General features: G+C 70.4%; 11 protein-coding genes. 5 read left to right on the top strand and 6 right to left on the bottom strand.

All coding sequences use genetic code 11. The features are described from left to right. Position 1: 1 nt before the first annotated feature. From KF837_38790 to KF837_38800, 3 genes are all read right to left on the bottom strand, one after another. Positions 2-1,039 carry a hypothetical protein gene (locus tag KF837_38790; protein MBX3233336.1) on the bottom strand — a complete coding sequence of 346 codons (1,038 nt, stop codon included), beginning with the start codon at positions 1,037-1,039 and terminating at the stop codon, positions 2-4. A 458-nt stretch (positions 1,040-1,497) separates the two neighbouring features. Continuing rightward, a complete protein-coding gene (locus KF837_38795) occupies positions 1,498-3,099 on the bottom strand; it encodes a hypothetical protein (GenBank protein ID MBX3233337.1) in 1,602 nt (533 codons plus the stop codon). A gap of 153 nt (positions 3,100-3,252) precedes the next feature. After that, positions 3,253-4,005 carry a patatin-like phospholipase family protein gene (locus tag KF837_38800; GenBank protein MBX3233338.1) on the bottom strand — a complete coding sequence of 251 codons (753 nt, stop codon included), beginning with the start codon at positions 4,003-4,005 and terminating at the stop codon, positions 3,253-3,255. 27 nt (positions 4,006-4,032) lie between these two features. Here KF837_38800 and KF837_38805 point away from each other — a divergent pair, with 27 nt between their 5' ends. The 3 genes from KF837_38805 to KF837_38815 are packed head-to-tail and all read left to right on the top strand — an operon-like array spanning position 4,033 to position 7,196. Continuing rightward, entirely contained in the window at positions 4,033-4,782 is a 750-nt protein-coding gene (locus tag KF837_38805; GenBank protein MBX3233339.1) for a serine/threonine protein phosphatase, read from the top strand. Then, positions 4,782-5,714 carry a hypothetical protein gene (locus tag KF837_38810; protein MBX3233340.1) on the top strand — a complete coding sequence of 311 codons (933 nt, stop codon included), beginning with the start codon at positions 4,782-4,784 and terminating at the stop codon, positions 5,712-5,714. Before KF837_38805 ends, KF837_38810 begins: the two co-directional genes overlap by 1 nt. A gap of 12 nt (positions 5,715-5,726) precedes the next feature. Then, complete coding sequence (locus KF837_38815; GenBank protein ID MBX3233341.1) at positions 5,727-7,196, top strand: MFS transporter; 1,470 nt, start codon at positions 5,727-5,729, stop codon at positions 7,194-7,196. 75 nt (positions 7,197-7,271) lie between these two features. Here the strand turns inward: KF837_38815 and KF837_38820 are convergent, their stop codons facing one another. Further along, the gene (locus KF837_38820) at positions 7,272-8,405 is read right to left on the bottom strand and encodes a VWA domain-containing protein (protein ID MBX3233342.1); all 1,134 of its coding nucleotides are present in this window, start codon (positions 8,403-8,405) and stop codon (positions 7,272-7,274) included. A gap of 146 nt (positions 8,406-8,551) precedes the next feature. Here KF837_38820 and KF837_38825 point away from each other — a divergent pair, with 146 nt between their 5' ends. Both KF837_38825 and KF837_38830 read left to right on the top strand, forming a co-directional pair. Beyond that, entirely contained in the window at positions 8,552-9,451 is a 900-nt protein-coding gene (locus KF837_38825; protein ID MBX3233343.1) for a hypothetical protein, read from the top strand. A gap of 218 nt (positions 9,452-9,669) precedes the next feature. Further along, positions 9,670-10,221 (top strand): biopolymer transporter ExbD, encoded by a 552-nt coding sequence (locus KF837_38830; GenBank protein MBX3233344.1) that lies wholly within the window; start codon positions 9,670-9,672, stop codon positions 10,219-10,221. A gap of 328 nt (positions 10,222-10,549) precedes the next feature. Here the strand turns inward: KF837_38830 and KF837_38835 are convergent, their stop codons facing one another. Both KF837_38835 and KF837_38840 read right to left on the bottom strand, forming a co-directional pair. Then, entirely contained in the window at positions 10,550-12,436 is a 1,887-nt protein-coding gene (locus KF837_38835) for a hypothetical protein (GenBank protein MBX3233345.1), read from the bottom strand. Then, a complete protein-coding gene (locus KF837_38840) occupies positions 12,433-13,281 on the bottom strand; it encodes a hypothetical protein (protein MBX3233346.1) in 849 nt (282 codons plus the stop codon). The genes KF837_38835 and KF837_38840 overlap by 4 nt, the downstream gene beginning before the upstream one ends. Positions 13,282-13,289 lie beyond the last annotated feature (8 nt).

Below are 13,289 nucleotides of genomic sequence, written 5' to 3' on the forward strand. Positions count from 1 at the left end.
CTTACTTCGTCGAGATCGTGAGCTGCTGGCCGCGGTCGCCGTCGGGGAACACGTTGGCGTGGGTGTCGACGGTGATGGTGACGAGCTCGCCCTTGCGGTAGCCGCCGCGCGACTCGAGCTTGCACGGCCCGCCGAAGATGACGAGCGGGATCTTGTCGCAGGCGGCGCCGCGCGAGTCCTTCGCGCTGATGCGGCCCTGGCCGTTGATGCGGATCTCCTCGACGTGCTCGGTCATCTTCACGGCGAAGGTGGTGAAGCGTTCTTTCGTGTGGACGACGGCGATGATCTCGCCGGTGCCGATGCTCGAGAACGCGTTGCCGATCTCGTTGGCGGCGGTGAGGACGCCGTTGCCGAGCTTCTTGAAGCCGCGACCGACCTTGCGCACGACGCAGCCGCCGTCGATGTGGGCCGCGAGATAGAGCTTGCCCTGGACCTTCACGAAGGCGGCGGCGCCGAGCCCGTCGTCGCGCAGCGCGACTCCGGCGCCGACCGCGACGCCGGCCTGGACGCCGAACTGGAACGAGGTGCACTGGGTCTTGAGCGAGAACTCGACGCCGGCGTGGATCTCGACCGCGGCGCCGATGAGGATGCCGTCCTCGTTCGCCTCGATGACGGACGCGACGCGCGCGCCGGCGTTGACGAGGGCGGAGGTCCCGATGACGTCGATCGGCTGCGCGCCGGGCACCTTCTTGCCGAGGATGCCGACCGCGAGCCCGGCCTCGGCCTGGCTCTCGAAGTCGAAGGCGACGATCGGCGTCGAGACCGACACGCCGTTCTGCTGCGTGACGAACACCGCCGCGCCGGTGAACCCGTTCGCGAGCTTCCCGACGCAGGCGCCGCCCATCAGGATCTGGCGGCCGCGCGCGGACACGCTGCCGATGCGCGCGTCCGCGTCGACGTCGACGAGGGCGGCGGTGCAGACCTTCTTGCCGTTGACGACGACGGCGCCGACGGCGCTCGTGAACTCGACCCCGGCGCTAGCCCCGAGCTCACCTTCCGCGGACGCGGCGTCGTCCTCCTCCATGTCGGCGCACCCCACGGCGCCGACCGAGCAAGCGAGAGCAACCGTCAGAAAAAGGGGAGCAATCTTCGTGGTCTTCATGGTAGGTGCACATCCACCTACAAGGTGCGTACCGCCCCCGCGAGGAGGGGGGTGACCTAGCGATTCCGAGCACCTATCAACTTCCCTGCCCTCCCCTGCCGCGAGGAGCAGGGTCCTCACCACGCACCGCCGATCCACGAAGGAACCGATCACCGGTGCTGCCCGAGATCGCCCCAGCCACACGAGCACGTCGACGACCACCCGCGCGGTTCCCGGCGTGCCTCACATCACTCGCGGCGCGCAACAGCTCGCCGCTCCCGAACCACCACGCCCGCCCCCCCCGCAACGGGCCCCCGGTGCACATCTGCCGAGCAACCGGTGCACATCTGCCGAGCAACCGGTGCACATCTGCCGGGGGCGCGAGCGCGGGCTTCGGGTTCGGCGGGTCGGGGTCCTCAGCGGCACGCGCGATCGAGGTAGGCCGTAGGCGTCGAGTGCTGCGCGAGCTTGGTCCAGTAGTCGGCGAGGAGCTGGCGCGTCGCGGTCTGGTCGTCGACGATGACGCCGAATTCGGCGAGGTTCGCGTCATAGACGTTCTGCGAGCCGACGTAGTGCGCCTGATCGTCGACGATGACGACCTTCGCGTGGTTCGCGAGCGGGCGGCCGCTCGCCCACGTCGCCTGCGGGCTCTGGCGCAGGCGCGCGAAGTGCACGCGCTTGCAGAGCTGCGTGTGCGAGCCCGGCCACTGCTCGTCGGCGCGCGCGATGAGGCCGCGCCACAGCGCCTCCGGCGTCCAGCCGTTGTAGTACGCGTCCGACTTGTCCGCGCAGTCGCCACCGCACGAGCCCTCGTTCGAGGTGACGATCGTCACGTCGACGCCGCGGCGCGCCGCGCGCGTGATCGCGTCGAAGTAGTCGTTCGGCATCGTGCCGCCGCCGAGGACGCGGTACGAGCCGACGTCCTGCTGCGACATGAGGATCTTCGAGCGCGCGGCGTCCATCATCGCGACGAGCGCGGTGTCGGAGGGGTTGTCGAACGCGGCGCCGGTGCGGCCGATCGTGATCATGCGCGTCGATCCCATCGGCGCGGTCGCGACCGTGGGCTGGTACGCCGCCGGGCACTGGTTGCCGCCGCGGCGGTTCCGGATCTTGCCGTTGCGGCACGGCGTGGACCAGAGCTCGTTCACGTAGCGCTGCGTCGCCGTCGCGGCGGGGCCGCGGACGTGGGTGGAGACGTCGCGCACCGGCTCCGCGTCGAGGTAGTGATCGCTCCAGAGGTTCATGCCGCCGACGATCGCCTCGCGGCCGTCCGCGACGATGATCTTCGAGTGGTTCCAGCTCGTGGGGCTGCGCTGATGCGAGGCGACCGAGACCTCGAGCTTGCCGCCGCGCACGTCGCGCGTGAGGTCGGCGAGGATCGCGCCGAGGTTCGGCGTGTAGCCGGGGTAGTCGCCGAAGAGGAAGCGCACCGTGATCTTCGTGTTCTTCTTGTCGAGCACGGTGAGCGCGTTGCGCATCGTCGCGAGGAAGCGGCCGTCGGGCGCCGTGAGCGACGTCACGTCGAGGTACGCGTTCGTGCGCGTCATCACGCCGTAGATCGCGTCGAGGATCGCCTTGTCCGAGTGACCCGCGCAGACCTTCGCCGCCGCCGCGCTCGCGTCCTTCTTCGTCGCCTCGAGCGCGACGCACTTGCCGACGGGACCGCAGTCCGAGTCTCGCGCGCACGTCGCGAGCTTGAAGTCCGCCTCGCAGCCGCTCCAGCCGTCGCACGGGATCGGACCGCCGAGCGCGCTCTGACCCCACGTCTCCTTGCCCGGGATCTGGAGCAGCCAGTCGCCGTGGAGGAGGTTGCCCTCCGTGATCGCCCAGAGGCGGTTCTCGTCGCGCGGGTTCGATACGCGGAGACGATCGCGGACCGTCGCCGTCACCGCGCCCGTCGTCGCCGCCGCCTCGTCCGTCGCCGCCTCGTCGCCGTCGCCGTCGCCGTCGCCGTCCGTCGTCGCCGCGCAGGCGGTGCCGAGGGCCGTAAGTGCGAGGAGGAAGGCAAACGTGCGCATGAATCCGTTCTGAAAGCCCGCTCGAGCGCGCGCAAACAAAAGCGAAAACGGGCACTTGAAGGCCAGTGGGGTGATCTCGTCCCAGCCTCGAGACCCTTCAGGAATTCGTCCGATCACCCCTGGACGACGCGAACACCGTGGTCGCGCCGGGCCTCAGGCGCGCACGACGACCCGCGCGTCCTCGATCGTTCGATCGAGCGCGCGGCGCGTCGCTTCGCGGGCGGCGCGGTACGCGGCGCGGCCGGCGTCGAGCTTGAACGGACCCGAGCGCGGGAGATCGTCGATCGCGAGCGTCACCATCCCCACGCGCGAAGGCAGCGGCTCGGACGCGAGGCGCCACGGCGAGCGCGACGCGATGTGATGGAAGAGGACGCGCTCCTCGGCGTCGGGCATGCCCATGAGGCCCGGCCGATCGAGGATCCCGCCGTCGTAGTAGCGGCGCCCCTCGATCGTGACCGGATGGAAGAGGAAGGGCACCGCGCACGACGCGTGGATCGCCGGCGCGAGATCGCCGCGCTCGATCACGCGCGTCGTCCGCCCGCGGATCTCGAACACGCTCACCGCGACGGGGACGCGCGTCTCCGCGAACGTCGCGACGGGGAGGAGCCGATCGAGCCGCTCGCGGAAGAGGCGCCCGCGGAGGAGCCCGGGCCCGACGCCGGGATCCCAGAAGTCCCTCCGCTCGAGCCGCTCGAGCTCCAACGCGAGCTCCGCCGCCGGCAGGCCCGCCGCCCAGGCTCCGCCGACGAGCGCGCCGGCGCTCGAGCCCGAAATCCGCGCGGGGAGGAGCCCCTCCTCCTCGAGGACCGAGAGGAAGCCCGTATGCGCATAGAACGAGAAGAAGCCCGACGACATCGTCAGCGCGAAGGGCGCCGCCGCGAGCCACTCACCGAGCGATCCAGCCATCGTGCGCATGATACGCTGCGCGTACTCATGGCGAACCGCACCTTCGCGGTCGGCGACATCCACGGCGACCTCGCCGCGCTCGAACGGGCGCTCGCGAAGCTGCCGCCGCTCGACACCAAGGACACGATGGTCCTCATGGGGGACTACATCGATCGCGGCGCCGACAGCGCGAAGGTCGTCGACTTCATCCGTAAGGAGCTGCCGCGCCGCTTCCCCGGCAAGATCGTCTGCCTCCGCGGCAACCACGAGGACGGCTGGCTCCGCGTCGCCTCCGGCGGCTGGCCCGAGTTCGTGATCCCGCTCGCCAACGGCTGCCTCGCGACGCTGCGCTCCTTCCGCCAGCAGCCCTACCGCGAGCTCGACCTCCCCACGCGCGAGGAGATCCACGCGATGCAGTCGGCGGAGTTCATCCCCGACGAGATCGTCGACTGGATGAACGAGCTGCCGTTCTGGTACGAGGACGACCACGCGATCTACGTCCACGCCGGCCTCATCGAGAAGGACGGCAAGTGGCTCCATCCCTCGGAGACGGAGCACCCGACCCAGCTCCTCTGGGTCCGCACGATGCGCTTTTTCCAGGGTTATCGAGGAAAGCGTGTCGTCTGCGGTCACACCGCGACCGAGAACCTGCCGCCCGAGCTCTCGAGCTTCACGCCCGAGGATCCGCTCGACATGTGGGTCGGCGAGAACGTGACCGTCATCGACACCGGCTGCGGCAAAGGCGGCTTCCTCACGATCCTCGAGCTGCCCGCGACGCGGACGTACGAGTCGCGCTGATGCCGGCCCGCGTCGTCGCCCGCACGCCGCTCCTCTACAGCGACGGCGCCGACCCGACGCTCGATCGTCCCGGCCACGTGCGCGCCGGCTCCGCGCTCGTCGCGTGGAAGGACCACCTCGCCGTCGTGCAGGACGACGCGTGTTTCCTCGCCGTCATCGATCGCCGATCGCGCCGCGTGCGCGACGTCCCGTTCCCGGGCGAGGTGCGCCAGTTCGACGACGCGCGCGGGAACAAGAAGAGCAAGCTCGACCTCGAGGCCGCGTTCATCACCGATCACGACAAGCTGCTCGTCGCGCTCGGCTCCGGCTCGTCGCCGCTCCGCGAGCGCTTCGTGCTGATCGAGGAGCCCGCGTCGGAGGCGCCGCGCGTGATGCTGTTCGACGCGCCCGCGTTCTACGGGCTCCTGCGCTCGCACCGCGAGCTCTCGGGCTCGGAGCTGAACATCGAAGGCGCGGTCGTGCACGGCGACGACCTCGTGCTCTTCCAGCGCGGCAACGGCGCGCCCGGGGCCGACGGGACGAAGCCGGTCAACGCGACCGCGCGCATCGCGCTCGCGTCGCTCCTCGCCTACGTGCGCGAGGGCAGCCCGCTGCCGCCGCTCCACGACGTGATCGAGTGGAAGCTCCCGCGCGGGCTCACGTTCACCGACGGCGCGGTCGCCCCCGACGGCGGGCTCGCGTTCCTCGCCTGCGCGGAGGACTGTCCCGACGCGACGCAGGACGGCCCCGTCAGCGAGGTCGCGTTCGGGCGCCTCGACGAAGGCAAACGCACCTTCACGGTGGAGCCGATCATCGACGAGGACGGCGAGCCGCTCCTCGACAAAGCCGAGGGCCTCGCGTGGGATCCGGCCGACAAGAAGCGGCTCTTCGTCGTGACCGACCGCGACGACGCGGCGACGCCTTCGGACCTCCTCGAGCTTCGTCTGTCGTAAGCTCGCAGACACATGACGGAAGAGGCGAAGCCCGAGCCGCCGGCGAAGTTCCCGCGGACGTTCTACTACGCGAACGTGATCGAGCTCTTCGAGCGGCTCGCGCACTACGGCTTCTACATCAGCCTCGCGCTCTACCTCCGCAGCGTCGTCGGCATGAACGACATCGAGGTCGGCGCCACGCTCGGCAACTTCCGCTTCGTCGGGTCCCTCGCGCCGATCCCGTGCGGCGCGATCGCGGACAAGATCTCGTTCAAGCGATCGCTCCAGATCGCGTTCGTCGGCTACGCCGCGGGTTACGGCACCGTCGTCTTCTTCCCGCAGAAGGCCGCCGTCGTCGCCGCGCTGATGCTCATCGCCGTGTCGGGCGGCTTCCTCAAGCCCGTCATCACCGGCACGGTCGTGCGCACGAGCCCGCCCGGACGGCAGCAGGAGGGTTTTTCGATCTTCTACCGCATGGTCAACGCCGGCAGCGTGGTCGGGAAGATCATCGCCTACGGCGTCCGCGCGTTCATCGCGATCCGCTGGGTCGCGGCGTCGTCGGTCGGCGCGAGCATCATCTCGCTCGGCATCGCGAGCTTCCTCTACGAGGAGCCGCCGGGCGCGCCGAAGAAGGACGACAAACCCGCCTTCACCGATCTGCTCAGGGGCTACGCCGACGCGCTGAAGGACCTCCGGTTCACCGCCTTCCTGCTCATGATCAGCGGCTACTACTTCATGATCGAGCAGTTCTACATGACGTTCCCGCAGTACCTGACGCGCCACATCGATCCGAAGGCGCCGCTCGAGATCATCACGCTCATCAACCCGCTCACGATCGCGGTCGCGGGCGGCTTGATCACGCGCACGTCGGCCCGCCTCCTCAAGAGGTTCGCGCCGATCTGGACGAACGTCGCCGGCGTGCTCATCGCGTCGCTGTCGATGTTCGCGATGGGCGCGGTGCCGGGGTACGCCGGCGCGTGCCTCTCCGCCGCGATCTTCGCGGTCGCGGAGATGACCTTCACGCCGAAGTTCTACGACCAGCTCGGGAGCATGGCGCCGAAGGGCAAGGCGGGCCTGTACATGGGCCTCGCGTTCGTCCCGTCGGCGATCGGCGCGTGGATCGGCGGCCAGGTCTCGGGCCCGCTCGTCAAGGCGTACCTCCCCGAGCTGGGCGAGCGGAACCCGTTCCTCATCTGGTCGATCTATGCCGCCTTCGGCGTCGCGTGCGCGGCGATGATGGCGCTCTTCGCGAAGCTCGTGCCGAGCCTCCCGAAGCCGGCGGAGGCCGCGAGCGCCGGCGGCGCGCCGGTCTCGATCGCGCCGCGCCCACCACCCAACAGAGCGAACATCGTCCTGGGCGCGGTGTCGATGCTCGTCGGGCTCGCCATCGCCTTCGGTGTCGAGGCCGCCGCTCCCGGCATCGGCGGCCGCGACATCTTGTCTACAGGCTTCATCTTGGTCGGCCTCTTCCGCATCCTACGCGGCCTCTCCGGCCGCCGCTGACCCGCACCAAAAAGACAATCGGCCCCGAAAGCCGGAGCTTCGAGGCCGATGGCGTGACGCGCGGAAGGATGCGAACTAAAGCACGCCCTTGCAGGCGAGGGTCACGTCGACGCGGCCCGAGACGGTGCCGTTCGACACCGAGCACGCGTTGCCGTGGAGGATGACCTTCGTCGGCTTCTTCGGATCGTCGAACGTCCAGCCGTTCTCCGCGTCCTTCGGGATCGCGGTGACGCTGCCGTCCGCCGACGTCATCGTGACGGTGACGCGGTTCAGGTCGACGTTGCTGCTGACCTTGAACGAGAACTCGCAGGAGGCGCTGAGCGCGCGGATCTTGTTGATCGCGTCGATGAGCGCCTGCTTCATCGCGGTGACGTCGTCGCCCGGCGTGATCTGGAAGTGGCAGACCGCCGAGGGATCCGTCGCCTCCGGATCGCAGCCGGCCGGCGCGGTGCCGCCCGCCTGCGCGACCTTGCTCATGAAGATGGGGTCGTAGCTCGAACCGGTGGGGAACGGACCGATGCCGACGGAGAACGTCGTGACCGGACCCGCCGGCGGCTGCTCGGCGAGCTGCTCGGCGGCGAGCTCCTCGCACTGCTTCTTCGCGGTCGCGCCGCCGTTCGGCTCGCCGTCGCTCATGAAGACGACGACGCGCTTGATCTTCGACGAGTCGAGGCCCGCGCTTGCCGGCGGCTTGAACTTGTTGACGATCTTGTACGCCTCGGTCAGCGCGCGGACGCTCTCCGTGCCGCCGCCGCCCGCGGTCGGCGTGTCGATCGCGTCCTTGAGCTCGTCGACGTGGCTCGAGTCGCTCATCGGCTTCGGCGCGATCTTGTTGCGGATCGACGTGCCGAAGCGCATCGAGCCGACGAAGGTCGCCGGGTCGGCGTTCGTGCTCATGTCGTCGAAGGCGGCGAGGAGCGCGTCACGCGCGGCCTCCCACTTTCCGCCGCCGTCGAAGTCCATGCTCCCGGAGTCGTCGACGACGAACTCGATGACGACCGGCGTGCGCGCGATCTCGGTCTGCGACTGCGAGCAGCCGCCGTCCTCGCCGTCGGTGCCCGGCTCGTCGTCGGGCTGGAAGCCCATCCCGCGACCGGCGTCCGGCTCGGTGGGGGCCTTGTCCTGATAGAAACTCTCGCGCGGTTGGCTGCTGCACGCGATGGCGAGGGCGGCAGCGAACAGGGGAGCCAGGAAGAAGGACTTGCGCATGATTCTCCAGCGCGTCGGGCGGGAGCTCGCACGGAGGCGTGGCAAGCTCGTGACGCGGCGCCTGTACTGGCGCTGGAGCGGTGTTGCGGCAATATTATTTTACGTCTCCGAATCCGAAATGTTCCCTCCGGCGGGGCCGTAAGGCCATGAAACCAAGGACATTCACGCGCAGACAGCTCTTCGCCGCGGCCGCCGGAGGGGCGCTCGCGGCAGCGGCGGGGCGGGCGCGCGCGGACGGAGGGGGAAACGACTACGACGCGGAGGCGGACCTCCGCAACTTGCGGCTCGCCGACCTCACCGAGGGAGGCCGCCGTTTCACGCTGATTTCGCCACGTTACCAGAACGCTGACAAGCCGATCCCGCTCGTCGTCTTCCTCCACGGGCTCGGCGAGACGACGAACGAGCGCCTGGGCGCGTACGCGTGGCTCGAGAAATACGGGCTCGGGCTCGCGTGGCAGCGCCTGAAGCGCGCCCCGATCGAGCGGACGAGCAAGCGCGGAGAGTGGACCGACGCGCGGCTCGCGGAGGTGAACGCCGACCTCGCCGCGCGGCCCTTCCGCGGGTTCGCGATGGCGTGCCCCTTCATGCCGAACCCGAAGGGCGCGCCCGATCACGACGCGTACGCGAAGTGGCTCGAGACGTCGCTCCTTCCACGCGTCCGAAAGGAGACGAACGTGCACGGCGACGCGGCGCGGACCTACCTCTGCGGCGTCTCGCTCGGCGGCTACGTGTCGCTCGAGATGCTGACGCGCCTTCCTTCTCATTTCGGCGCGTGGGCCGGGGTGCAGACCGCGATCGGGACGTGGGCGGCGGAGGGTTACGCGCAGCGGATCGAGAAGGCGGGACCGAAGCCGATGCTCCTCCTCACGAGCACGCTCGATCACTGGAAGACGTCGAGCGAGGCGCTCGCCGCCGCGTTCACCGCGCGCGCGATGAAGCACGAGCTCCGCGTGGTGCCGGGCCCGCACGATCAGCCGTGGCTCCGCGAAGCCGGCACGATCGAGTCGCTGCACTGGCTCGACCGCCTCGATCGCAGCGAGGGGTGAGGTAGGGCTTTACTCAACGTCGGGGGCTTTGCCCCCGACACCCCCACCCCAGACACGGCCCTCGCGCGGAGCGCTCGGGGCGCTTCGCGCCCGCTTTCGCGGCCGCTTCTGGGGCCCTTTTGCTTGGAGCTTTGGGGGGAGCTGGAACTTTGGGGGGCGTGGGGTTTCGGTCGTGTGGGCCGGCGTGATGCTGTTGCCGAGAAGGAGGAGTGCGCGCGATGGGTGGTGTGAATGTCGAGGGTGGTGGTGGGAAGCGGCGGTCGCTGGACTCGGAGATCAACATGATCCCGATGATCGACCTCCTGATGGTCACGATCTCGTTCCTCCTCATCACCGCGGTGTGGGTGCATTCGCAGCGGATGGAAGCGGACGCGCAGGTGCCGGGGCCGCCGACGGCGGAGCCGCCCTGCACCGACCGCAAGGAGGAGGCGAAGCTCCACGTCGAGACGAGCGATCCCTCGAAGTTCGTCCTCGCGTGGAAGGAGGGACGCACGGTCGTGCGCTCGACGGAGATCCCGCGCGAGACGCGGCAGAAGAACGGGTTCCCCACCCTCGCAGCGAAGGTCTCCGAGGAGTACAAGGCGAGCGGCGTTCATCACAGCCCGACCGATCGCCAGCACGATCGCGCCGTCGTCCACGCCGCGAACGACATGCCCTACGCCGAGCTCATCGCCGTGATGGACGCCGTCGCCACGCCTCAGCGCGAGCTCCTCACCGGCGAGAAGCGCATCGCAACGAACGCCTTCCAGGTCACGTTCGCCGCCGACTAGCAGCGGGCACGCGGCGCGCCGTCCACGTCACGCAACCGAAGCGGCGCTCATCGGTCGGGCTGTGACCGCCAGCTCGATCGGGCCGTCTTTTGCGCCGCGAACGGCATTGCCCTACGCCGAGCTCATCGCCGTGATGGCCGCCGTCGCCACGCCGCGGGCTCGTCACCGGCGAGAAGCGCGTCGCGACAACGCCTCCAGATCACGTGCGCCGCCGATTCGGTCGCGGGCATGCGTTCCTGGTCTCGTTCGCGACCGACGAGCACGCGGCGCGTTCCTGCTTTCGTTCGCCGCCGACTGGGCTGCGGGCACGCGCGCGCGGCGGGGTGCGCTATCTGCTGCGGCGCTTCTTCTTCTCGTCGGCTCGCGGGTGGGAGCGGCGCATGAGGGTGGAGAGGGTGCGGACGACGATGAGGAAGGTGACGAGCGGGCCGAGGTCAATGCGGTAGCTGCCGCGGACCGCCTTGCATGCGGTCGAGCCCTGGCCCACCACGTCGATTGCGACGCCGTCGTCGTCGTCGTCGTCGAACGGCTCGCAGAGGCCTGGCTCGCCGTTTGGGCGCACCGTGTAGCGCGCGTCGCGGAGGGGGCCCGTGTTGGCCGCGAACGTGAGGTCGCCCACGAACGACGCCGTGCCGCCGATGAGGCCGCGGTACCGCGTCGCCACGCTCACGCCGGCGGGGAGCGCCAGGTCGAGGTCGTCGCAGCGCTCGCGTGAGACGTTGGTGCAGCCGGCGTCCGCGTCGTCGGTCCCCGCGTCCGCGACGCCGCCCTCCGGCACGTCGTCGTCGGCTCCGGCGTCGTCGGCGCCGGCGTCGTCGGCTTCCGCATCTTCATCGCCTGCGTCGGATACGCCGGCATCGTCTTCTTCCTCGGAGTCCACGGAACAGACGAGGTGCGGCTCGGCGCTGCGCGGACCGCACTCGTCGCGGAAGATGTCGCCGAGCGTGCTCGGTGCGCCGCCGTCCGCGCCCGCGTCGCTCGTGCGCGCGACGAGCGAGCGCGAAGACTCGAGGACCCAGCGCGTCTCGACCGCCACGCCCGCGTCGGACGCGCCTGCGCCTGCGCCTGCGTCGAACGCGCCCGGGCCCGCGTCGGACGCACCTCCGTCGGCGGCGGGTGGGGCGCCGAGCGCGACGGTGACGAGCGACTCGTAGTTCGAGGACGAGCCTTGCATCGCGAGCTTGCTCTCGTCGATCGTGACGACGGGCTGCGCGACGAGGTCCTGCGCCCCCGCCGCGAGCGTGATGAGCGTCACCGGCGTCGCGGCCTGATCGGCGCCGGTGCTCATCCGCACGAGGCGGAGCGGGACGGCGGGGCTCGGCGAGGTCGTGACGACGCGGAGCGATTGAACGATCGAGACCGGCGCCGGCGCGCGCGCCCGGAACCCGTACACCTCGTAGCCGTCGGCCTCGAGCGCGAGGAGGCCGTCGAGGAAACCGGCCGGCGCGTCGTACTCGTAGCGCGCGAGCCAGCGCGACGCGCTCCCGTCACCCGCCTGGAGCCGCTCGCGCTCGTACGGTCCGACCGTATCTTCGCTGCCCCCGTCGCGTGGCCGGTCGTCGTTCCTTCCGCCGGGGCCGAAGCCCTCCCCCGGGCCACATCCGTGGATCGCGCTGCAGCCCGGATGGCCGTGATCCGACGGCTCGCATCCGTCGCTGTCGCAGCTCCCGCATCCCCCTTGCGACGACGTGAGGCAGCCACCCTGCGCCTCGCCCTCGGACGTGCTCCCTCGGCTCCCGCTGCCGCCGCAACCGCAGCCGCCCCCTCCGCTGCCGCTCCCGCTCCCACTTCCGCCGCCGCTCCCGCCGCCGCAGCCGCTGCTGCTTCCCTCCGGGACGTGGCCGGACACGTTGATGCCGCCCTCGAACGAGCCGCCGCTGGAACCCCCGCCGATCGCGTTGCACGTCACGCCGGTCGGGAGCGCGCGCACGATGACGCGCGTCGCGCGCTCGGTCGCGGCGACGAACGCGGGCGCCGTGATCTCGACGCGGCCGCCCGCCTTCACCGCGACGATGAGCCCGACGTCGGACGCGCCGCCCGAAAAATCGATCGCGTCCCACGTCACCGTCCCGCTCGCGCCGAGCGACACCGTGATGTTGTGACGGTTCACGCGCGCGCCGCTCTCGCCCGAAAACAGCACCGCCGCGGTCGCGCCCGCGGAAGGTGCCGCGAGCGCGCACGCCGCCATCACGCCGAGCGCGAGCCCGAGCCTCACAGGATCTCCTCGCCCTGCTTCGACGGATCGTCGGGCGGCGGAGGCGTGGGTGTGGGCGCGGGAGTAGGATCCGGCGCCGGAGCCGGCGTGGGATCCGGCGTCGGAGCACGATCGGGCGCGGGCTCCGGCGGCCTCACCGGCTCGTCGTCGTCGTTCTTGATGTCGGAGTAGTCCGGCACCGAGCCGAAGTTGAACCCGATCCCGAAGACCACCATCGTCCCCGGCGTGCCGACCGCCTGGAGGACCGTGACCTCCGGATGGATCGCGCGCCGCGCCTCGGGCCGGTAGTCGATGCCGAAGCCGATGCGCGCCGCGAACGTGTCGCCGCCGAAGACCTGCGTGCGGGCGAAGTCGGACGAGACCTGCTTGCCGACGACGTACGTGACGCCGGGCGTCGCGACGAGCGAGAGCTTCTTGCTCACGTTGATCGACGCGATGAGCGGGAAATGGAAATACGCCGCGGCGCCGCTTCGACGCGTCTCCGCGCGATCGTAGTTCCACTCGAGGAAGGCCTCCGCGCCCGCGGCGGCGGCGAGGTCGAAGCGACCGCGGATGAAGTTCACCTTCAGGTCCGCGCCGAGCTCCGTCAGGCTGCCGATGCGCGCGCCGACGTCGATGCGGTCGACCACGCCGACGCGCATCGCGTAGGTCGGGAGGATGGGGAGCGCGCCGGTCCCCGAGTGCTGGTGGTGGAAGCCGACCGCCTCGAGCGCGAACGTGTGCTGGAACTTCCCGGGCGCCACCGTGCGCGCGGTCGCGTACGTGTTCGGGCTCGAGCAGCCGGACGCGCCGGCGAGCGCGAAGACGCCGACCGCGATGCCTTGAATCGTCGAGCGAAACCTCACCCCACGAC

This window comes from Labilithrix sp. (genome assembly GCA_019637155.1).
Lineage (GTDB): Bacteria > Myxococcota_A > Polyangia > Polyangiales > Polyangiaceae > Labilithrix.

What these genes read in the sequence shown, in the direction of transcription:
- KF837_38795 (MBX3233337.1), bottom strand. Translation starts at nt 3,099, where the DNA reads ATGCGCACGTTTGCCTTCCTCCTCGCACTTACGGCCCTCGGCACCGCC.
- KF837_38800 (MBX3233338.1), bottom strand. Translation starts at nt 4,005, where the DNA reads ATGGCTGGATCGCTCGGTGAGTGGCTCGCGGCGGCGCCCTTCGCGCTG.
- KF837_38805 (MBX3233339.1), top strand. Translation starts at nt 4,033, where the DNA reads ATGGCGAACCGCACCTTCGCGGTCGGCGACATCCACGGCGACCTCGCC.
- KF837_38810 (MBX3233340.1), top strand. Translation starts at nt 4,782, where the DNA reads ATGCCGGCCCGCGTCGTCGCCCGCACGCCGCTCCTCTACAGCGACGGC.
- KF837_38815 (MBX3233341.1), top strand. Translation starts at nt 5,727, where the DNA reads ATGACGGAAGAGGCGAAGCCCGAGCCGCCGGCGAAGTTCCCGCGGACG.
- KF837_38820 (MBX3233342.1), bottom strand. Translation starts at nt 8,405, where the DNA reads ATGCGCAAGTCCTTCTTCCTGGCTCCCCTGTTCGCTGCCGCCCTCGCC.
- KF837_38825 (MBX3233343.1), top strand. Translation starts at nt 8,552, where the DNA reads ATGAAACCAAGGACATTCACGCGCAGACAGCTCTTCGCCGCGGCCGCC.
- KF837_38830 (MBX3233344.1), top strand. Translation starts at nt 9,670, where the DNA reads ATGGGTGGTGTGAATGTCGAGGGTGGTGGTGGGAAGCGGCGGTCGCTG.